The organism is Aquimarina longa SW024 (assembly GCF_001401755.1).
Taxonomy (GTDB): domain Bacteria; phylum Bacteroidota; class Bacteroidia; order Flavobacteriales; family Flavobacteriaceae; genus Aquimarina; species Aquimarina longa.
Map to the genome: position 1 here is coordinate 140,551 of NZ_KQ474105.1, position 21,944 is coordinate 162,494.

The 21,944-nt window shown below is 34.3% G+C and carries 14 protein-coding genes; 12 read left to right on the plus strand and 2 right to left on the minus strand.

The genetic code is table 11. The features are described from left to right. Positions 1 to 561: 561 nt before the first annotated feature. Positions 562 to 2,814: a translocation and assembly module lipoprotein TamL gene (tamL, locus tag N456_RS20760; protein ID WP_062061527.1), complete on the minus strand. Its 2,253-nt coding sequence runs from the start codon at positions 2,812 to 2,814 to the stop codon at positions 562 to 564. After that, the gene (locus N456_RS20765) at positions 2,811 to 7,829 is read right to left on the minus strand and encodes a translocation/assembly module TamB domain-containing protein (RefSeq protein ID WP_148639397.1); all 5,019 of its coding nucleotides are present in this window, start codon (positions 7,827 to 7,829) and stop codon (positions 2,811 to 2,813) included. Before N456_RS20765 ends, tamL begins: the two co-directional genes overlap by 4 nt. A gap of 377 nt (positions 7,830 to 8,206) precedes the next feature. Here N456_RS20765 and N456_RS20770 point away from each other — a divergent pair, with 377 nt between their 5' ends. The 12 genes from N456_RS20770 (at position 8,207) to ccoG (ending at position 21,856) form a co-directional block, all read left to right on the plus strand. After that, positions 8,207 to 9,469 carry an alginate export family protein gene (locus N456_RS20770; RefSeq protein WP_062061530.1) on the plus strand — a complete coding sequence of 421 codons (1,263 nt, stop codon included), beginning with the start codon at positions 8,207 to 8,209 and terminating at the stop codon, positions 9,467 to 9,469. 11 nt (positions 9,470 to 9,480) lie between these two features. Then, on the plus strand, positions 9,481 to 9,717 hold the full coding sequence (locus tag N456_RS20775) for a hypothetical protein (protein ID WP_062061533.1): 237 nt from the start codon (positions 9,481 to 9,483) through the stop codon (positions 9,715 to 9,717). Between the two features lie 4 nt (positions 9,718 to 9,721). Next, on the plus strand, positions 9,722 to 12,046 hold the full coding sequence (locus N456_RS20780; protein ID WP_062061536.1) for a molybdopterin-dependent oxidoreductase: 2,325 nt from the start codon (positions 9,722 to 9,724) through the stop codon (positions 12,044 to 12,046). Between the two features lie 200 nt (positions 12,047 to 12,246). Continuing rightward, positions 12,247 to 12,930 carry a nitrate reductase cytochrome c-type subunit gene (locus tag N456_RS20785; protein WP_062061539.1) on the plus strand — a complete coding sequence of 228 codons (684 nt, stop codon included), beginning with the start codon at positions 12,247 to 12,249 and terminating at the stop codon, positions 12,928 to 12,930. 5 nt (positions 12,931 to 12,935) lie between these two features. Beyond that, positions 12,936 to 13,577, plus strand: a complete 642-nt coding sequence (locus N456_RS20790; RefSeq protein WP_062061543.1) for a cytochrome c3 family protein — start codon at positions 12,936 to 12,938, stop codon at positions 13,575 to 13,577. 14 nt (positions 13,578 to 13,591) lie between these two features. Then, entirely contained in the window at positions 13,592 to 14,710 is a 1,119-nt protein-coding gene (locus N456_RS20795) for a 4Fe-4S dicluster domain-containing protein (RefSeq protein WP_062061545.1), read from the plus strand. A gap of 110 nt (positions 14,711 to 14,820) precedes the next feature. Further along, positions 14,821 to 16,041 (plus strand): sulfate reduction electron transfer complex DsrMKJOP subunit DsrP, encoded by a 1,221-nt coding sequence (gene dsrP, locus N456_RS20800; protein ID WP_062061547.1) that lies wholly within the window; start codon positions 14,821 to 14,823, stop codon positions 16,039 to 16,041. A 688-nt stretch (positions 16,042 to 16,729) separates the two neighbouring features. Further along, positions 16,730 to 16,924 (plus strand): cbb3-type cytochrome oxidase assembly protein CcoS, encoded by a 195-nt coding sequence (gene ccoS, locus N456_RS20805; protein ID WP_062061549.1) that lies wholly within the window; start codon positions 16,730 to 16,732, stop codon positions 16,922 to 16,924. Between the two features lies 1 nt (position 16,925). Then, positions 16,926 to 19,118, plus strand: coding sequence for a cytochrome-c oxidase, cbb3-type subunit I (ccoN, locus tag N456_RS20810; RefSeq protein ID WP_062061551.1), 2,193 nt, complete (start codon positions 16,926 to 16,928; stop codon positions 19,116 to 19,118). 5 nt (positions 19,119 to 19,123) lie between these two features. Beyond that, on the plus strand, positions 19,124 to 19,309 hold the full coding sequence (locus N456_RS20815) for a cbb3-type cytochrome c oxidase subunit 3 (RefSeq protein WP_062061554.1): 186 nt from the start codon (positions 19,124 to 19,126) through the stop codon (positions 19,307 to 19,309). Further along, positions 19,306 to 20,262 (plus strand): cbb3-type cytochrome c oxidase N-terminal domain-containing protein, encoded by a 957-nt coding sequence (locus N456_RS20820; RefSeq protein WP_062061556.1) that lies wholly within the window; start codon positions 19,306 to 19,308, stop codon positions 20,260 to 20,262. Before N456_RS20815 ends, N456_RS20820 begins: the two co-directional genes overlap by 4 nt. Before the next feature lie 172 nt (positions 20,263 to 20,434). After that, entirely contained in the window at positions 20,435 to 21,856 is a 1,422-nt protein-coding gene (gene ccoG / locus N456_RS20825; protein WP_062061559.1) for a cytochrome c oxidase accessory protein CcoG, read from the plus strand. The last annotated feature ends 88 nt before the right edge of the window (positions 21,857 to 21,944 follow it).

Sequence of the window (21,944 nt, forward strand, 5' to 3'; positions counted from 1 at the left end):
TGATAACGATGCGGACAAGGATGATAACAAGGCGGGCAATGCTGATAACGATGCGGACAAGGATGATAACAAGGCGGGCAATGCTGATAACGATGCGGACAAGGATGATAACAAGGCGGGCAACGCTGATAACGATGCGGATAAGGATGATAACAAGGCGGGCAACGCTGATAACGATGCGGACAAGGATGATAACAAGGCGGGCAACGCTGATAACGATGCAGATAAGTATGATAACAAGGTGGGCAAGGATATTAACAGGGCAATAATAGTGATATCAAAAAAACAGACAGTATCTACGATATGTTTTAGAGCGTATTATAGATTTTGGGGAGAGGTAACACTACTAATTTAGGCAAGAGCCAATATAGAATAAATTATGAAATAGAGAGGCGTAATGTGTCACAGAATAAATGAGATAAAACTTAAGAAATAGTCTGTAAGTCTTTGATTTTTTTGAGTTGTTTAGTTTTTAAGCCTTTAAGTTATTTAGTTTTTTAAGGCTTTATATTTTTTCGAATGTATATGATACAGATACAGTGTACTCTCCTTATTAAATAGCTAAAAAGGGTACCCGATAGCGAAATTGAATATGCCTTTTTTTGGATTAAAATTATACTTAGACGTTTGGTTAAAAACAGGTTTGTGGATAGGTGCAGCCCAATCGAGTCTGATTACAAAGCTTTGTATATCTACACGTATGCCAACTCCTGCACCTATTGCTAATTCATTTAAGAAATTAGAAGAAAATTTTCCTCCGAGTAAGGCTTTATTTTCATCGAGCAACCATACATTGCCAGCATCGATAAACATTGCACCTCTTAGGTAAGAGTATAAAGGGAATCGATATTCTACATTACCTTCTAATTTAATATCTCCTGATCGGTCAAAAAATGCTCCTGTATCCGTAGCTTGTGGGGTATAGGCTCCAGGACCGATAGATCGTGTTCTAAATGCTCTAATGCTATAGGGACCTCCTGCAAAAAATTGCTTAGAAAAAGGGAGTATATCCGAATTACCATAAGCAACTCCAATACCACTATACAAACGAGTAACTAGTGATTGTTGTTTTCCTATCCTAAGATTAAGTCTAGCATCGGTATCTACTTTTACGTATTGTGCAAACTCTACACCGAGGATGGTTTTTTTTGTTTTTGTATCAGAGCTATTGCCTAGTAGATGTAGTGTATTGCCAGCAAAATCAATATTGGATGAAAAGAAAAACGGATTAATCTTAGAAGGATGTCCTAACTCACTGTATGTAAAGTTATAAGTGAGCCCAGATATAAGCTGTTGTTCAAAACTGTTTTTGAGAAAGGGATTTTCTTCTAAGATGGTTTCGAACTCGGGTGTACTGTTAGATAATCGTATAAAGCTGATACTAATAGGATTAAGTGTGTGGTATACATAATCATTAGCATTCCAACCATAACCAAAACTAGCATTAAATGAAGTTAGGCTATATAATTTGCTACGATTTAAATATGCTACACCTGCACTGATCTTAGTTTTTGGGATGGCATATTTAAACTGTTTAGAGATTTTTATAGGAAGTAATAGTCTAGGAAAAACAAGATCAGTAGTTAATCCTAATTGTGTACTGCTTAATCCTGCATCCGAATTGTCACTTCCGACCTGTGCTTCATATCCTAATTTTCCTGTGATTCTAAGAGTTTCACCTCCTTTAAATAAGTTTCTATTGGTATAACTTAGGGCTAATGCGGGTCCTGTAAAACCATTAGATTTAGTGTTGCCCTGCAACTCGGCACTAAGAGCCCGTTTATGTAATGGCGATAAATATACATTGGTGGTTAATAGGCCGATGGTATCAGTGTTAGAAACAGTTTTTTCGTTATCAAACTGCACATTTACAAACTTATATGTTCCGATAGAAGAAAGTCGTCTATTTGTAGCTCTAAATTTTTTTGGATCATAAAATTGTCCTTTTTTAAAGAGAATAAAAGGGCGTAGTTTTGTTGGTTTAAAAACTACGGAGTCTTGTATAAAATTAACGCCTACAATGGTAGTATCTATTTTTTTGTCATGCTGTTTTAGGGTATAATTAGGATAGACATTAACAGTCTCTAATGCATATGGGATTAGTGCTTTTTTAGGAACATTGTTTTTTAATCTCAGATATAGATCATACCGTTTTTTTTTATACTGATTGGTGTCTAATTCAAAGATCAAAAAATCAGCATTAAAGTTATAATACCCTTTGGACTTTAGGCTTGCATCTATTCGCTCTCGTTCTATTTTTAATCTTGTAAGATCAAAGCGTTGTCCTTTTTTGATACTAGAGTTATCAAAGGTTTTTTTAATGTCTTTATAGATTGATAAAGTGTCTGTATGTAATTGATAGGTCTCTAGAGTATACGGTTGTTTTAAATGAATGGTGTAGTGTATACTACTTTTTTTAGGTTTCTTTTTTATGGTAGTGGAAACTCTATTATAGAAAAATCCTAAGTTTTCGAGTCGATTAAGGATTAGATTTTCGGTACGATTAATATCTACATCGGAGAGATATACAGGAGATTCGCCCATTTTTTTGTTAATGAATTTGTACAAAAAACCAGGGTTTCCTTTTTTTACCTTATAATGTGCCAATACTCCTAGTTTAGATGTATTAGGTTGTGGTCTAAGAACAAGCTGTAATTCTTCTTCTACCTTATTTAGAGCAGTGATTTTCTTTTCGGATATAATGGTAAATGATGCTCCTTTATAAAGAGTTTCATCTTCTGGGATATAACGTTTTATAGTACAGGAGCAGAGGACCAAAAATATGATGCTTACTAGTAGAGACGTTTTTTTCATTGTTTTGTTTTTTCTATAGTTGGGGTCTCTTCTTGTGATTTATTTTTTGCTACTTCTTCTGTAACTGTTTTTTTAAACAATTCTTTAAACTTATTAAATTCTTGATTAAAAATTAAAGAAATTCCTGTAATAATTACCTGTCCATCGATAACACTTTCGAACGTATTTTTACGATATCCTTTTAATCGCCACCTTCCTTTTTTATCAAATAGGTATTGAAGATTTACAGTACCAATTAGGGGAGTGGTTTGCCCTGTTCTCTGAGAGTTTTCTTGTATGTCTACACCACTACCTACTTCTACAATAAGCTTATCGTTAAACAATTGTTTTTTAGCACTGACATCTAATTGGGTTTTATTCTGTGGTGCATTACCTTGGTAGTCGGTATAACTATCAATACCAACATCTAGTTCTACCCCAGAGTTACCTAGTAGTTTATTAGAGAAAGTAGTAAGCTGATCGGATAATACATTATTAACATTATCTCTGGCAATAGATAGAGATCCACCACTGCTCCCATCATTAGAGGTAGAAGGAAAGAATTGATTAAGAACTAGTAAAGAGAATACTTGTTTATTGAGTTCTTCTTCTTGTGTATTTAATTGTTGTACTTTACTATATACCTCACCACCTAATTCTCCTTGTTTATCTTTTGGAATATCTAGATCGAATGATATTTCTGGTTTAAGCAGCTCTCCGTTTAGATTTAGATAAACCCAAAAAGGCATTTTTTGGCGATACTTACCTGCTACCGTACTGTTTGCTCCAGAAATCTGACTAGCCATTAAACCTGTAGTAGCAGTCTCTATTTTATATATAGCGCGGATATCCATATCTGCTTCTAGCGGATTACCTCGCCAAACAATAGTACTACCTTTAGCGATTTCAAAACGTCGCTTTACAAGATTATACAAGCTTACTTCGTAATGACCATTGTTTACCTCATATTTTCCAGAAAGCGACATCGTACCATTAGGTGAAATACCAAAATTAAAATCCCCGCCTCCAGAAACCCGAAGATTATCTCCTGTGCGCTCATCAATGATAATATTAAAAACAGCTTTTTTCTCTACACTTAATCGTGTATCGATATCATATCCTGTTAATACAGCAGAAGAGGAAGCGTCCTCTGCCTGCTGGGTTAAGATATCATCAGGGTTTTTCTTGTTTACAAATAGTACAACTCCTTCTTTTTCGATAATATCTACTTCATCTTCTGGGATGATATAGGTAAAATCAGATGTTTTATTAATCAGTAGATTTCCTTTAACTTTTGGTAAGTCTAAAGTACCACTGATAGAGACATCACTATCAAGATTTACATTGCCATAGAAAAGGGGGTTATCGTCTTTTGTAGAGTTTAATACTTGAATGTTTTTTGCTTTTAGCGTAAGTGCAAATATTGGTTTTTTTAGATTTTTAATATCAATTTTACCATCTATAACAAAAGGGTTTTTTTGACTACCAAGCATTGTAAAAGAATCAAAATAGATACCATTATTATCTAACTTAATAGATTCATCAGGCAATAGAAAACCTGTATTTAGCGCATTGATGGTTACTCCAGAATCATTAAAATGGAAAGCTCCTAGTAGTTTAGGTTTTTCGAGAGTTCCTGTTAACTTAAGGTTTCCTGATAACTTACCAGAGGTTTTAGAAATGTAGGTAGAGGAGAACTTCTCGAGTGCATTAAGTTCTAGGTTTTTAAGAATAAGATCAACATCGAGCTTAGGGTTTGTTGAAGAAGCTTTATAAGTTCCATTAACAGTAAGATGTATATGCTCTCCGGTTATGCCTGCATTGAGTGTGTATGCTGATGGATGTATTGATTTAGCTTCTAGAGATAAGGTTCCTAGAGGAACTTCTAACGCTTCTAATTCTGTAATGGATAGATCTGCTATGATTCCTGCATTGCTAAACGGATTTTCAATACTAAAATCTCCATTGAGCTTACCCGAAGCAATACGTTTTTCACTATTAAAAAGATCGGTAATAGTACTTAGTTTAAAATTGCTAAATGAAAATCCTAAATGTTCTTTTGTTTTTCCGGGGAGTGCAGTACTTACTATTATCTTCTGTTCATTCTGGCTAAGTATAAAATCTTTAAATCCTAAAAAATCCTTAGCATATCGTATTTCATTGGTGGCAGGAATAGTCCAGTTTTGTGTATTAATAATAAGATCAGATGGATTGATATGAAGTAGGATCGAATCATTTTCTTTTCGGATTTCTGAGGCAATATGAACTAATGTTGTATCGGTATCAATAGCATTAAAATCTGTGTACAATATTTTATCCTTTATAGTACCTTTAAAAGCTACGGTATGAATATCAATATGATCTGTAGAAAGATTACCTAGTCCAAAATCAAATGCTAATTTTTCTTTATTGGCATCTACAGAAAAAGAAAGATTATCAACGGTATTGCCTCCATACTCAATATGTGGGGCAGTAAGTGCTGTAGTTAATGAACTATTGGCAGCATTAAAATCTACTGTCATCAATACAGGATCTAAACTTTCTAATTGCGGAAGAAATAACTCCTTAAGTATAGTAGCTTGTTTTATTGTTGCCTCTAATTTCATTGTCTCAGAGGTCGCTACTGTAGTCGTTATTGTATCCGTAATTTTAGCATCGTAGAAATAGCGATTTAATTGCGCTTGTAGAGCTGTGATAAGAGTGGCAGGGGTTGTATTAGAGGTTAGTGATGCATCTATAGGATCACTTTTTATAGAAGCAGAAGTCATCTGTTCTGTAATAGCGGTACTAAATTGTATATCTCCTAGCAAGTATGGGTTTTTATTTTTTATAGCAACGGCTTCTGAGAATTTTCCATGGACATTAAATTGCGATGTATTGCCTTCAAAATCTGATGTTAATTTAAATTTTGCTCGTATATCTTCCTCAGAGAGTCCAAGTGCTTTAAAATTTGCCCCTTTTAGATGTAAAGCGGTATGAAACTTAGAAGCAATACTATCTAGTTGAACATTGGTAGTCATATCAAAATCTAAGTACTGATCCTTAAAATTTAAGAGAACAACTCCTTTACCGTTTTGTAGTTCTCCGTTTAATTCTAAATTAGAAAAATCATAATCATTGAATTCTAATTTTTGAAAATCAGAGGTCAGTTTCCCAGTAAGAGTATGTATATTTTTTCCTTTTCCATTAAGTTGTGACGTAAAGCTGTACGTTCCTAACTTATCGTTTTTTAGAACCTTACCCAGATGTAGGTTTTCTACGGCTATGGTTCCATCAAAAACAATTTGATCTATATTCTTAAAACCTCCATTAATACGTACAACACCTTCTGGGATAACTAGATTAACATTTCCTTTAAAATCATTAAGTCCTCCAACAATAGCTCCATCTAATTGAATTGTATTAGGAATAGTGACTCCTATAGTTTCTTCGTTTATAAAGGCATTAATAGCCGCTTTTTCTGATATAAAGTTTACATGAGGAATATCTACCTGCAGTTTTTCTATTTCTAGAAGGTTTCTAATTGTTCCATCTATAGCAAAACGAGTTGAGCTGCCCCATGTTAGATGAGTTAGAGGGATCTCTAGAGTGTCTAATGTTCCTCTAAGTTGTACTGCTCCATTGATGTTTTTTTGAGCAAGGATATCAATATATGGATTCTTTTGTAGCTCTGGTACAAAGTAAAAAGCATCTATAGGGTTGATACTTAATTCTGGAACAGAAATCCATATATGGGATTGCTCAGGATTTTTGATGAGCTTATCGATAGAAGCATATGTGGCTGATATAGCCCCATTAAGTATATTGTTGTTAGTTGCTAGTTTTAAATTAGCAAGAGAAAGAGCTGTATCTTTGATCTCTAGATGAGTGCTACATGTTTTTAAATGAAAACCGCTTCGTTCATAAAAAGAAATATTTTGGATAACTGCATTAACATCTCCAGGAGAATAGGATACTTCTTTTAGCTGTAGTCCTAGTTTTTGTATCGCTAAGTGTTCTGGGTTAAATTCTCCACTTTTGGCAACTGTAGTTCCTGTTGTAGTAGTGATATTATTATTAGAGAGTGCTATGTTCTGGGCTTTAAAAAACCATTGTGGCCACTGGAATGGTATAGGCGTATCTGTAGTATTCTCCGTTTTTGGAGCAGAATTTTGGATAGTAATATCAGAATTAGCAAGGACTACATCTTGGATTTCGATTTTTTGTTCACCAAGGTTAATTAGCGGTACTTCTGTAAAGAAATCTCCAATGCTAACTTTTGCATCTAAATATTCTGGTAGTGAAGTATAATAGGCTGTTGTGTTTTTAATTTTAAAAGCCTCGAGTTTTACAATGGGGAGCGCTGTAGAGGGGGTAGAACTCGTATCTTCTGGATTTGTTTTGGTTTGTTTAAAATTGATTAGTGCATCAGAGAGTTCAACCTCTTCGATATCAAACAGCATAGTAGCTACGTCAATTTCATTAGTTCTTAGGCTAAAATTATCAAATTGTACAGCACTTTCTATACCTATAACGGCATCGTTAAAATCGATATTAAAGTTTGATAAATTCACTTGCCCAAGTGAAATCTTTGGTGGATTCGATACTTCTGTACTTGGTATAGTATCCTTGCTAGCAAAAGCTTCTACAAGAAAGTTAAAATTGTAATCATTAATTGTATCATTTCTGTATACCTGAGCTTTTAAGCCATCCCAGTCCAATGATTTGATATTGATTTCTCTACCGCGGATTAATGGGATTAGTGCTAGAGATGCTTCAAGATATTTAGAATATACAAGGGTATCTCCTTTTTTATCTTCGAGATACAACCCTTTTAATAATACATTGCCAGAAAAGGATATATACAGTTTTTCAATCGCAACTTTTGTTTTAGTTTTATCCGCAATATATGACGTTATCGTATTCACGATGATATCTTGTCCCCAGGGACTTCGTATAGAAAGAATAAGAGCCACGAAAAAAAAGAATAACCCAATGGCTATTTTTTTTAAGACCTTAACTATTTTATATATTTTTTTCCCTTTATAAATGGTCATATACCTTTTTTAGATCATAAAAGAGATGATCGTATTAAGATTTCCGGCAGTAAAGATACTATTTCATAGAGTGCTAGATCTATATGTAATCTTAAAATTTATTTTTAGTAGTATTAAATTTAAATATATAGTTAACATCATGTGCTATAGTACATATAGGTGTATTGGCTACTTCCTAAAATCTAGGATGAACATGCTGATGACTTTAATAAGATGTATACACCTGTAAGTGTAGTCTCGTTTTTTAATATATCTCTCTTTATTTAGAATAGATATAATTTAATAATTCTTTTGGGTGATATGATAAATGTCATGGTATTCTTCAACTAATAAAACAAGATTTGTAGTATAACCATTAATACATATTCTATACTATTATGAAGATTTTTAAAACCACTTCCTTAGTACTTTTTATCTTATTTTATACCACTATCAATGCCCAATTAAAAATTGATGCAGAAGTACGTCCTCGATTTGAGTATCGACATGGATTTAAAACACTTTTTCCGAATAATACAGATCCAGCTGCTTTTGTGTCTCAGCGTACACGATTAAATGCAGGCTATACAATGGATAAATTAAATTTTTATCTAAGCATGCAAGATGTTAGAGTATGGGGAGATGTGCCACAACTTAATAAAGCCGATAAAAATGGTTTTAGCCTTCATCAGGCTTGGGGAGAAATTCTTTTTAATCCTAATGTCTCATTAAAACTTGGTCGGCAAGAGATTATGTATGATGACCAACGTATTTTTGGTAATGTCGGCTGGGCACAACAAGCCAGAAGTCATGATGCAGCACTTATAAAATATACAAAAGAAAGTTTTCGGTTTGATATAGGTTTTGCGTTTAATCAAGAAAATGAAACACTAACAGGTACTACACTAACTACCCCGAATACCTATAAGAGTCTTCAGTATGCATGGTTGCATAAAGACTGGGCGCATTTTACAGGGAGTTTTCTTTTCTTAAACAATGGACTACAATATATAGATCCAGATAATTCTGATGCTAATGAAACCCGATATAGCCAAACTGTAGGAACACACTTAACTTATACCAAAGAAAAATTTGATGTTGTATCCAATCTTTTCTATCAATTCGGTAGTGATGTTAATGATAATGATTTAGGCGCATATTTATTGGGGTTAGAAGCTAGTTATAAAATATCTGACCAATGGAAAGCAACATTAGGAGGAGAACTACAAAGTGGTAATGATAACGGAGCACCGGCAAATGGTGATAATGAAGCTTTTACTCCTTTTTATGGAACCAATCATAAGTTTAATGGACTGATGGATTATTTCTATGTTGGCAATCATATAGGTAATGTAGGATTAGTAGATCTATATGTAAAATCTAAAGTAAAATTTAACCCAAAATCTGCATTGCATATAGCAGCTCATAATTTTATGGCAGCAGCAGACCTATCAGGAGATAACTCTAAACAATTAGGAACAGAAATAGACCTAGTATATTCATATAGCGTACAAAAAGATATAAATATCAAAGCGGGATACTCTCATCTATTCGCTTCTGATGGGATGGAACTATTGAAAAATAATTCTGATGGAAACACCAATAACTGGGGGTGGATTATGGTAACGATTAAACCAACGTTGTTTACAGCGAATAAATAAAATTAGTAAGTATGCCAATTAAAAGTTATTTAGCGCATCCGCATAAGGGTAAAAAAAATGAACTAATGGAGGCATTATCTGTATTAGAGCAATGCGAAGTTATACCTTCTCATAATGAAGAGTTACTCATCTTAATTACAGAAACGGATACGACTACAGAAGAAGAAATTCTAAAAGAAAAATTAGATGCCCTAGAAAGCCTAAAACTATTGGCTCTGGTGTCTGGATTTAATACACAAAAAAACTAGGATTATGTATACCTCTCTTACCGATAGAAGAAAATTCATAAAAAAAATGGCAATGTTGTCGGCAATGACAGCAGCGGCAACAATGTTCCCAGGAATATTATTCGCAGATGAACAAGAAGAAGGACTACCCAGTGGAGATATAAAGTGGACAAAAGCACCTTGTAGATTTTGTGGAGTAGGGTGTGGGATTCTTGTAGGAACAGAGAAAGGAAAAGCTGTAGCGGTAAAAGGAGATCCTAAATCTAGTGTTAATAAAGGACTACTCTGTGTAAAAGGGTATCATCAAACCATGTGTTTACAAGCAAAAGATAGGTTAACACATGCTCTAGTAAAAAAGAATGGAGCCTATGTAAAAACACCAATAGGCGAAGCCTTAGATTTGGTTGCTAGTAAAATGAAAGAAACCATAGCAAAGCATGGTAAAGATGCTGTAGCCATGTACACTTCAGGGCAATCTACTATTCCCGAAGGATATGTAGCTTCTAAATTAATGAAAGGAGCAATAGGAACTAATAATCTAGATTGTAATGCACGCTTATGTATGGCAAGTGCAGTAACAGGTTTTTTAACAACTTTTGGTGCAGATGAACCCATGGGATGCTATGAAGATATTGATCATGCAGATGTTTTTGTTCTGTGGGGTAATAATATGGCAGAAATGCATCCTGTATTGTTCTCTAGGATGCTAGAACAAAAAAATAGGAGAGGAGCTAAGATTATTGATTTTGCAACCAGAACAACCCGTACTAGTATGGCTGCCGATAAGTCAATCTTGTTTAAACCACAGAGTGATCTAGCAGTAGCCAATGCCATCTGCTACGAGATTATAAAAAATGGTTGGGTAAACACATCCTTTGTAGAAAAGCATTGCAACTTTAATAAAGGACTTACCAATATGGGGTATGGCTTAGAAGACAATTATAAGTTTAAAGACAAACCAGAGAAAATAAATTTTGAAGCATACAAGGAATTCTTAAAAGACTATACCCCAGAAAAAGTAGAAAAAATATCAGGCGTATCTGTTAAGGATATAAAATATATGGCTGCTTATTTTGGAGATCCCAATAAAAAAATAGTGTCCTATTGGTGTATGGGAATGAATCAGCATACCCGTGGTACATGGATGAATAACTTAGTCTATAATATTCATTTATTAACAGGTAAAATATCCCAACCCGGTAATGGTCCATTTTCTTTAACAGGGCAACCCTCTGCATGTGGTACAGCAAGAGAGGTAGGAACGTTTACTCATAAACTGCCAAAAGGAGTAGTAATGAACGAAAAACACAGACGTTTGGCAGCCAAAATATGGAAGGTTCCCTATGAGCGTATCCCATCAAAACCAACCTATCATGCTACAGAAATGTTTAGAGCTATTGATCGTGGAGAAATAAAATTTATTTGGACTCAGGTAACAAACCCCTTAGTATCCTTACCTAAGACCAGTCGATATCGCCCAGGAATGGAAAAAGATTCTTGTTTTGTGGTCGTATCTGATGTATTTCCTACACCCACATCAGATGTAGCAGATGTAATATTACCAGCTTCTTGGCATATCGAAAAATCAGGATTATACGGTAACTCAGAGCGGAGAACACAGCATTGGGATAAAATGGTTGAAGGTCCAGGAGAGACAACCCCTGATGCTTGGATGACAATTGAAGTGGCAAAACGAATGGGATTCGGAGATTTATTTCCATATACTGAAGAAAATCATGTAGAAGAAATCTATAATGAGTACAGACAGTTTCATCAGGGTGCTAAACATGGAATGGCTCCATTAGAAGTCCTAAAATCACAATCAGGAGCTATTTGGCCATTTGTAGATGGAAAATCAACACAATGGAGATTCAATGCTAAATATGATCCCGCGTGTTCTAATGAAGAAGATTTTCATTTCTATGGAAAACCCGATGGAAGAGCAGTAATATGGCAACGACCTTATGAGCCAGCTCCAGAAGAGCCCGACAGCGAATACCCGTTTTGGTTAAATACTGGTAGGGTTGTAGAACATTGGCATACAGGATCTATGACTCGTAGGATCCCTGTACTACATAAAGCGATGCCGCGTGCCTATGTAGAACTACATCCAAAAGACGCGAAACGCTTGAAGATAAAAACAGGAGATAAGGTAAAGTTAACCACGCGACGAGGCGAAATTATAATGCCGGCCTCTGTAAATCAACGAGGTATACCAACGCCAATGCAAGTTTTTGTACCCTTTTTTGATGAAAATATGCTTATTAATGACCTTACATTAGATTCTTTTTGTCCTATATCAAAAGAGCCTGATTATAAAAAATGTGCTGTTAGAGTAGAAAAAGTGTAGAGAGGAATAGATAAAATCTGAGAGATATTCATTCGAAAAAATATTTTTGATTTTCTAGCAAGCCTTGGAGTATTAAAATCTCACGTAGTGAGTAAAATTTAAAACAATAACCTTGGAGCAAACTCATGAGGTATGCTTCCGAAAACATACTTTGTTTTCGAAGAAAACTTCGGAGAATTAAACTCCACAATGTGGATTAGATGAAAAGATTAGGTATCATATCACTATTTGTACTGTTATTTATAGCATTTATAACTATTTGGAACTACAGTTATCAAACAGGATTGGAAGATGCATATATCCCATTAGAAAATGAGATTACGCATTCAAGTATCCCTTCAGAAGCAGGGGTGTTTAAGAGATCTGAATACGCACTAGATTATGCAAAAATGACGATTGATGAAAAATATCAAAGAACATTAGAAACCTATTATGATAATAGAGCATACCATGGGGCTCCGCCGAGTATCCCGCATCCTGTAAGCCAAGAAATAAGCATGGGAGGAAATACCTGCTTGCAGTGTCATCAAAATGGAGGTTTTGTAGTAAAATTTGATGCATATGCACCAGTTACTCCACATCCCGAAATGATCAATTGTCGACAATGCCATGTTGCTCAGAATACAGAAACATTCTTTACTGAAACTAGTTTTGCAAAAGTTCAGGCACCCATGGCAGGTATACATAATGCCTTACCAGGAAGCCCCCCAATGATCCCACACGCTATACAAATGCGAGAGAATTGTTTGTCCTGTCATGCAGGACCAGCTGCTCCAAAAGAAATTAGAGTTACGCACCCAGAACGGATCAACTGTAGGCAATGCCACTTACCAAACGCTGTTGAATACTCTGATAAAGATGTTTTTTTAAGAAACAATAATTAGAAATTATGATGAACTATCGTATCACATATATATCAGGTTATCTGCTTTTATTTATGCTTTTATTTGTTTCCTGCAAGCATAATGGGGAAGAATATCATAGCCTAACAGATAAAATTAAGCATAAAAGCCAGAACTATCACAAAACACAAATAAGTTCTGAAAAATATTTAGAAGATAAGGAACTTATCAAAATTACTGAAGGAGAGCATACCTTTTTAATCCCCGAACGTAAAGGAAAAATTAAATCATATGCCTGTATAGAGTGTCATTCTAAACCATTGGATCAGATGCAAAACAGTGCAGAATATAAAAAAGCACATTGGGATATTAAGCTGGTACATGCTACCAAGGATATGATGGATTGTATGACTTGTCATAATGGAAACAATATGAATAAGCTTACAAGTCTTACAGGTAAAGAGATAGATTTTAATAGGAGTTACAAGCTTTGTAGTCAGTGTCATACCAGTCAATTTGATGACTGGAAAGGAGGTGCGCACGGAAAAAAAATTGTAGGATGGGCACCACCAAGAGCATCAATGACCTGTGTGAACTGTCATAACCCTCATAATCCTAGTTTTAAGAAAAGATGGCCAGCAAGGTTTAATACCCAAGTAGTAAAAGAACGAAAAGACGAATTAGAGTAGTAATAATATAAGGTATGAGTGATAACAAACAATGGTTTTCTTTAAACCTTAATAGCATAAAAAAGAAATCCTCAGGTTCATGTAGTTGCGGAAAAACATCTGGTGGATGTGGTTCTCATTCTAAAGACCAGATTAGTGATGAAGAATTTGATACTGCAGTAGATGCTACTATTGGTAGCGAACGTAAAAAGGATGGCTTTGATCAAGTTTTTGATGTGCAAATGGATCGTCGAACTGCATTTAGAAAACTAACAGCTAGTTTATTGATCGGAGCTGGAGCTGTAAGTACATCCTGTAGTGTAACGACAGGAGAAGACTCTAAAGAAAAAGCGCAGATCGATTGGGAAGAGCAGTTTAAAGGAAACTATAAACTAATGACCGATGCTGAAAAAAAAGGAACTGTAGATCGATTGGTGCGTTCTTATCAGCTTCGTACCGGAAAAACAATACATATGACCTCAGAAAATGCTGAAGAAGATGTGCTTTTTGGATATGCTTTTAATATCTCTAAATGTCAGGGATATATGGATTGTGTAAATGCTTGTATAGAGGAAAATAACCAAGATAGAAACTCGCAGATGCAATACATCCGTATTCACGAAATGAAAGATGGAGAAGGTTTTAAGTTTGATGAAGCAGATGATAATTATTATCACGAGGTCCCTGCCGAAGGTCATTTTTATATGGGTACACAATGCTTTCATTGTGATAATCCACCCTGTGTAGAAGTATGCCCTGTACAGGCTACTTGGCGCGAGAAAGATGGTCTTGTAGTTATTGATTATGATTGGTGTGTAGGGTGTAGATACTGTATGGCTGCCTGTCCTTATGATGGTCGACGGTTTAATTGGAGTACTCCAGAAGTTCCGGAAAAGGAAATCAATAAAAATCAACACTATCTAGGGAATCGTATGCGTAAAAAAGGAGTAATGGAAAAATGTACTTTTTGTGTACAACGCTCTAGAAAAGGTCAAAACCCTGCTTGTGTAGATGCATGCCCCACAGGAGCACGAATTTTTGGAAACTTACTAGATCCCAATAGTACGATAAGATGGGTGTTAGAAAATAAAAAAGTTTTTAGATTAAAAGAAGATTTGGGTACAGAACCTAAGTTCTGGTATTTTATGGATTAATATGATAATGCGTAAGGAATTGAAGCGGTATCCTTTTTTTATTTTTTTAAAAAAGATATAGCATAAAACCCGACCCGAAGTATTGAGGGTACGCCATAATATATAGAATAATGAGACGATTTAAAGTTTTTAAAGGTTTGTTTGTGGATAGCTTCAGTGCTGTAACACAAGGTTCAAAAAGATATCATATTTGGATGGGGTTTTTAACTCTGATAATGCTGATGGGAATGTATTGCTATTCTCTACAGATAGAACATGGATTAAGTGTTACAGGTATGAGTGATAGAGTAAGTTGGGGATTATATATTTCTAATTTTACATTTTTGGTAGGGGTTGCTGCTGCTGCTGTGATGTTGGTTATGCCTACCTATGTGCTCAAAGATATTGATTTTAAACAAGCAGTACTTATAGGAGAAGGATTGGCTGTAGCGGCATTAATTATGTGTTTAGCATTTGTCGTAGCAGATATGGGAGGGCCTTCAGTACTCTGGCATATGATACCCGGTATTGGAGTATTTAATTTTCCGAATTCTATGCTAACTTGGGATGTGATCGTGCTTAATGGATATCTTTTTATTAATATCAGTATTCCTTTTTACATACTTTTTAGACGATATCAGGGAAAAGTACCTAATCCCAAAATATATGTTCCGGGTGCTATAATATCTGTTTTTTGGGCAGTTGGAATACACTTGGTAACTGCATTTTTATATCAGGGGTTACAAGCTCGTCCTTTTTGGAATAATGCATTATTAGGACCTCGATTTTTAGCATCAGCATTTGCTGCTGGTCCTGCTTTAATTATATTAGTACTAGCCGTAATCAGGGGATATACAGAATTTAAAATTAAAGATAAAACGATTAAAAAAATTAGTATGATCGTTACAGTAGCAGCCCAAATCAATTTGATTATGCTAGTTTCTGAATTATTTAAAGAATTTTATGCACCTACACATCATAGCGAAAGTGCCTATTATTTATTTTTTGGATTACATGGTAAGGATGCATTATTACCTTGGATTTGGACCGCAATACCTCTAAATGTATTAGCGACAGTACTTCTTACTTTTGGTAAGTTAAGAAACAATTTAAAGGTATTATATTTTTGCTGTTTTATACTCTTTATAGCGATTTGGATTGAAAAAGGATTTGGTTTGATAGTGCCTGGGTTTATTCCAGGTCCTTATGGAAAAATTACGGAGTATATTCCTACAGGAATAGAAATAGGAGTAACGATAGGTATCTGGGCATTAGGCGCTTTTATATTTACGATACTTGCCAAAACTGCGATCAAAATAGAAACGGGTAAATTACGTTTTAAAGCTAGATAAAGAAGCCGAATTCTATAGAGGAATTCGACTTATTAATTTATGCTAATATTTGTATTAGTATGCGTGGCGCTTAATTCGTGCAAATAAGATATCCTCATTGTGATAAAGATTTGTAGTGCAACCCAAAAACAGATTTTGTTTTTGTGTTACAATTTTTAGTCGTTTTCTAATATTTTGTATGGTTTTCATGATGATTAGTTTTAGAATCTCAATGTAGAGATAGGTTGGTAACTATTTATTATCGGTAACGTCTTTTGGAATTCCATGTATATCCATTAGAGCTATTTAATTTTCTAGTGATTCGATTGTTGTCTGTAGTTTTCATGATTTTTATTTTTAAATTGTTTGTATAAATTAATATAGTATTAAAGTCTATCTATATCTTCTTTTAGAATTCCATACATACCCTTTACTGCCTATTGTTTTTTTAGTGATTTGATTGTTGTCTAAAGTTCTCATGATTTCTGTTTTTTTTAATTGTTTATACTTACTAGACGCAGGAGTAGTATTTTAGTTACAGTACTATGTATAAAAAGGTACTATTTTAACGTTTTTTAACATTTTAGTGCTTAAAACTAGGTTAAAAACTAAGAGATTTTAGGCGCAAATGCTCATTATTAATAAAGCATGATAAATGTCATTTTTTAAGAAACTGTTCACACATACTTTTGAGGTATAAACGTAAAACATGGGTGTTATTTATATACTCTTAGCGATTAGTATCATCGTTGCTATAGTCTTTTTTGTGAGTTTCATTATATCTGTTAGAAATGGTCAATATGATGATGTATATACTCCTTCTGTACGTATGCTTTTTGATGATGAACTTATAAAAGAAAACAAGGAAAAATCTTCAGGATCCAATACAACTAAACAAACATAATATGGAAATGGAACAATTCTATTACGATAATAAAATCGTGAAAAAATTCTTATACGCTACAATACTATGGGGTATTGTAGGTATGTCGGTAGGACTATTACTGGCATTTATGTTTTTATTCCCTAATCTAACAGATGGTATCTCATGGCTTAGTTTTGGTCGATTAAGACCGTTACATACCAATGCTGTTATTTTTGCATTTGTTGGTAATGCAATCTTTGCAGGGGTCTATTATTCTACACAGCGGTTATTAAAAACCCGAATGTTTAATGATACACTTAGTGCTATTAATTTTTGGGCATGGCAATTGATTATTGTAGGTGCTGCTATTACATTACCATTGGGATATACCACATCAAAAGAATATGCAGAGTTAGAATGGCCATTTGATATTGCCATTGCTGTTATCTGGGTAACTTTTGGGTGGAACCTTATCGGAACAATTTTAAAAAGAAGACAACGACACATGTATGTTGCAATATGGTTCTATTTGGCAACTTTTGTTACTGTAGCAGTACTCCATATATTTAATAGCTTAGAATTGCCAGTGAGTGCTTTTAAAAGTTACTCTGTATATGCAGGTGTTCAGGATGCTTTGGTACAATGGTGGTATGGTCATAATGCCGTAGCATTTTTTCTTACAACTCCTTTCTTAGGGTTGATGTATTATTTTATACCTAAAGCAGCGAATAGACCGGTATACTCATACCGATTATCTATTGTTCACTTTTGGTCTTTAATCTTTATTTATATATGGGCAGGACCGCATCATCTTTTATATTCATCCCTGCCAGATTGGGCACAAAATCTTGGTGTAGCATTTTCTGTAATGCTTATAGCTCCATCTTGGGGGGGTATGATTAATGGATTATTAACGCTAAGAGGTGCTTGGGATAAAGTACGTACAGACCCTGTATTAAAATTTATGGTAGTCGCTATCACAGGCTATGGTATGGCAACGTTTGAAGGGCCATTATTATCCTTAAAAAATGTAAACGCGATTGCTCATTTTAGTGATTGGATTATTGCACATGTACATGTGGGAGCTTTAGCATGGAATGGTTTTTTAACTTTTGGGATGATATACTGGTTGGTCCCAAGGTTAACCAAAACAAAATTATGGTCTACAGGATTAGCAAATCTTCATTTCTGGATTGGTACTTTAGGTATTATAATGTATGCACTACCAATGTATGTTGCAGGATTTGTACAAGCGTCTATGTGGAAACAATTTAATCCAGATGGAACACTTACATATGGTAATTTTCTAGAAACCGTTAATGAAATTATCCCAATGTATTGGATGCGAGCAATAGGAGGTAGTTTATATATATTAGGCGCTTTTGTAATGCTATATAATATTGCTAAAACAGTAAAAAGTGGCAGTACTGTTACTGATGAATTGGCTGAAGCTGCTCCGCTTACCAAAGTAACTAAATATAGAACAGCAAAAGAAGGATATCATACTTGGTTAGAGAGAAGACCAGTAAAACTAACCATTTTTGCTACCATTGCTATCTTAATCGGAGGTATCGTTCAGATCGTACCTACTATAATGGTAAAATCTAATATACCGACGATTACTAGCGTAAAACCATATACACCACTAGAATTAGAAGGTAGAGATATTTATATCAGAGAAAGTTGTGTGTCTTGCCATTCCCAGATGATACGACCATTTCGTAGCGAAGTAGAACGATATGGAGAGTATTCTAAAGCAGGAGAATACGTCTATGATCACCCTTTTCTTTGGGGGAGTAAACGTACAGGTCCTGATTTAATGAGGGTTGGGGGTAAATATTCTGACAACTGGCATTTAAATCATTTTTATGATCCACAAAGTACTTCATCAGGGTCTATCATGCCAAGTTATAAGTGGTTGATCAAAGATGAACTCGATACATCTAATACCGAAACAAAAATGAGGGCAATGGTTTCTCTAGGAGTACCATATACTACAGAAGAAATTGCCAGAGCACAGCAATGGATGGATGAGCAGGGAACTACAATAGAAAAAAACTTATACACCGATCCCGATTTTGCAAAAACATACGAAGCTGATAAAAAATATGCTAAAGAAAATGGATTAGATTTTATAGAAATGCGAAATAGAGAAGTTGTAGCATTAATTGCATATATCCAAAGGCTTGGAACAGATATAAAAATAAAAAACGTAGTTGAAACTAAAGAATAAACGCCATGCTAAAATTTATAAAAGGCCATATGGAAAGTATTGATGGGATACAGGTATACCCTATAATCTCTCTATTGATATTTTTCATATTCTTTGCCGGATTGTTCTGGTGGGTTTTCACCGCAAAAAAAGAACATATAAAAGAAGTAAGTCAAATCCCATTGGATAACGAAAACGAAACTGTATTATGAAAAGTACTGCATCTTATATAAGAGTTATTGTTTTTCTATTGATCACATATATTTTAATAGAAATAACTGTCGAATCAGGAGAACAATCTGCATTTATAGCACAACCACTAACATGGTTGATATTAGGAATGGTTCTGTTGTTTATGATTGCTATAGAAATTAGTTTAGAAGCATTACGGACCATTTTATTCCGTTCCTTGAAGCCTGATGCACAAGAACGTTATCTTTTGGCAGAAAAGGCTAAAAAACAAAAGCAATTCAGAAAAATTAAAGCTATCTATTTAAAACTTCTGGATAGTAAACCTGTAGAAAAAGAAGAAGAGATCATTCTGGATCATAACTATGATGGGATAAAAGAATTGGATAATAATCTTCCACCATGGTGGGTATATGGTTTTTATGCAACGATTATTTTTGCAGTAGTATATTTAGTTCGTTTTCATGTGTTTAATGAGTACACGCAAACTGAAGAATATGAGACTGAAGTTGCTGAAGCAAAAATCGCTATCGAAGAGTATAAGAAAACAGCAAAAGACCTTGTGGATGTAAATACGGTTACACTACTTACTGATGCTTCAGATATCAATGCAGGGAAGGCTATTTTTACAACCAATTGTGTTGCTTGTCATAAGGCTGATGGAGGAGGAGGGATAGGCCCTAATCTAGCAGATGAATATTGGATCTTGGGAGGAGGTATCAAAAATGTATTTAGAACAATTTCTGAAGGTGGACGAGATGGAAAAGGGATGGTGGCTTGGAAACAAACGTTGAAACCTGCAGAAATAGCTCAAGTAGCAAGTTATGTAATCACATTCGGGGGTACAACTCCAGCAGAACCAAAAGAGGCACAAGGAGAAATTTGGATAGATCCCGATGCGCCGAAAACAGAAACTCCTAAAACAGAAATTCCTGAAACGGTGTCAGATTCGATTTCTGTAGTAATGAATGAATAAAAGTGATTGCGCTTACTTAATAGATGATGCTTAGCTGAATTTATCGAAGTTTTTAGGATTAATAATATTTAAAAGAAAGCTTCGGTAAGTTTAGCTGAACACACTAATTTTTTGATACATCATGTAAGATTTTTAAAACAATCAGAATAACTATTAACAAAAACCGAATCTATTGGAAACACCAAAAAATGAAAATTTTAGAGATTCTATCGGTACTATAAACGAAGAAGGAAAGCGTGCTTGGGTATATCCTAAAAAACCGAGTGGTAAATTTTATAAGTATCGTAAGTGGGTGAGTTATGGATTATTACTGTTTCTGGTTTCTGCTCCTTTTATTAAAATCAACGGGAATCAATTTTTGTTGTTTAATGTAATAGAACGTCGTTTTAACATTTTTGGAGCGCCATTCTGGCCACAAGATTTTCACCTATTTGTTATTTCGATGCTCATAGGAGTTATATTCATTACATTATTTACTGTTGCTTTTGGTAGGATTTTTTGTGGGTGGATCTGTCCGCAAACTATTTTTATGGAAATGGTTTTTCGTAGAATAGAATATTGGATTGAGGGAGATCGTGGTAAACAAATACGATTGGATAAACAATCTTGGAATGCCGAAAAAATAAGAAAACGAATTCTTAAATGGTCAGTTTTTTTTATTATCTCTTTCCTGATTGCTAACGTGTTTTTAGCGTATCTAATTGGAAGTGATAAAGTAATAGAATATGTTGTAAGTGGTCCTTTTAAGAATATTAGTACTTTAGTGTCGTTACTTATATTTACTGCGGTTTTCTATTTTGTATTTGCATGGTTTAGAGAACAGGTTTGTATTATTGCTTGTCCTTATGGGCGTTTGCAGGGGGTATTATTAGATTCTAAATCAATTGTAGTTGCTTATGACTATAAGCGTGGAGAAAAAGATTCTGGAAGAGCTAGATTTAAGAAAAATGAAGACCGACCTTCTACAGGAAAAGGAGATTGTATTGATTGTTTTCAGTGTGTACATGTTTGCCCTACAGGAATTGATATCCGTAATGGTACCCAATTAGAATGTGTAAACTGTACAGCATGTATTGATGCTTGTGATCATATGATGGAAAAAGTGAATCTTCCTAAAGGATTAATACGATATGCTAGTGAAGATAATATTGCTAAAAAAGCAAAGTTTACGTTTACACCAAGATTAAAAGGATATAGTGCTGTATTAGTCATTCTTACAGGAGTCTTTTTAGGGATGTCGTTTTTAAGAAATGATGTAGAAGCAAATATTTTAAGGTTACCAGGGCAACTCTATGAACGAAAAGAGAATAATATTATTAGTAATGTATATACTTATAAATTGGTAAATAAAACTACCTTAAAAATAGAAGATATTCATTTTGAATTATTGTCTCATAAAGGAAAAATAGAATTGGTCACTCATCAAAATTTTAATATTCCAGAACAAGGTCTTTCTGAAGGGACTTTGTTTATAGAGATTAATGGTGCCGCATTAAAAGGAGATAAAGATCGATTAAAAATAGGAGTGTATAGTAAAAATGAATTAATTGAAACCACTACCACAGCATTTTTAGGACCTAGAAGTTATAACTAGTGTATTTGTATGGGGGAGATGAGTTTAGGAGTTATTTTTTTTGATAATTCAAATACTTACAGACTAAAACACTCAAAAAATTAATAAT

Bases quoted from the DNA above. Each gene is read 5' to 3' on its own strand.
- tamL (WP_062061527.1), bottom strand. From the start codon at position 2,814: ATGAAAAAAACGTCTCTACTAGTAAGCATCATATTTTTGGTCCTCTGC.
- N456_RS20765 (WP_148639397.1), bottom strand. From the start codon at position 7,829: ATGACCATTTATAAAGGGAAAAAAATATATAAAATAGTTAAGGTCTTA.
- N456_RS20770 (WP_062061530.1), top strand. From the start codon at position 8,207: ATGAAGATTTTTAAAACCACTTCCTTAGTACTTTTTATCTTATTTTAT.
- N456_RS20775 (WP_062061533.1), top strand. From the start codon at position 9,481: ATGCCAATTAAAAGTTATTTAGCGCATCCGCATAAGGGTAAAAAAAAT.
- N456_RS20780 (WP_062061536.1), top strand. From the start codon at position 9,722: ATGTATACCTCTCTTACCGATAGAAGAAAATTCATAAAAAAAATGGCA.
- N456_RS20785 (WP_062061539.1), top strand. From the start codon at position 12,247: ATGAAAAGATTAGGTATCATATCACTATTTGTACTGTTATTTATAGCA.
- N456_RS20790 (WP_062061543.1), top strand. From the start codon at position 12,936: ATGATGAACTATCGTATCACATATATATCAGGTTATCTGCTTTTATTT.
- N456_RS20795 (WP_062061545.1), top strand. From the start codon at position 13,592: ATGAGTGATAACAAACAATGGTTTTCTTTAAACCTTAATAGCATAAAA.
- dsrP (WP_062061547.1), top strand. From the start codon at position 14,821: ATGAGACGATTTAAAGTTTTTAAAGGTTTGTTTGTGGATAGCTTCAGT.
- ccoS (WP_062061549.1), top strand. From the start codon at position 16,730: ATGGGTGTTATTTATATACTCTTAGCGATTAGTATCATCGTTGCTATA.
- ccoN (WP_062061551.1), top strand. From the start codon at position 16,926: ATGGAAATGGAACAATTCTATTACGATAATAAAATCGTGAAAAAATTC.
- N456_RS20815 (WP_062061554.1), top strand. From the start codon at position 19,124: ATGCTAAAATTTATAAAAGGCCATATGGAAAGTATTGATGGGATACAG.
- N456_RS20820 (WP_062061556.1), top strand. From the start codon at position 19,306: ATGAAAAGTACTGCATCTTATATAAGAGTTATTGTTTTTCTATTGATC.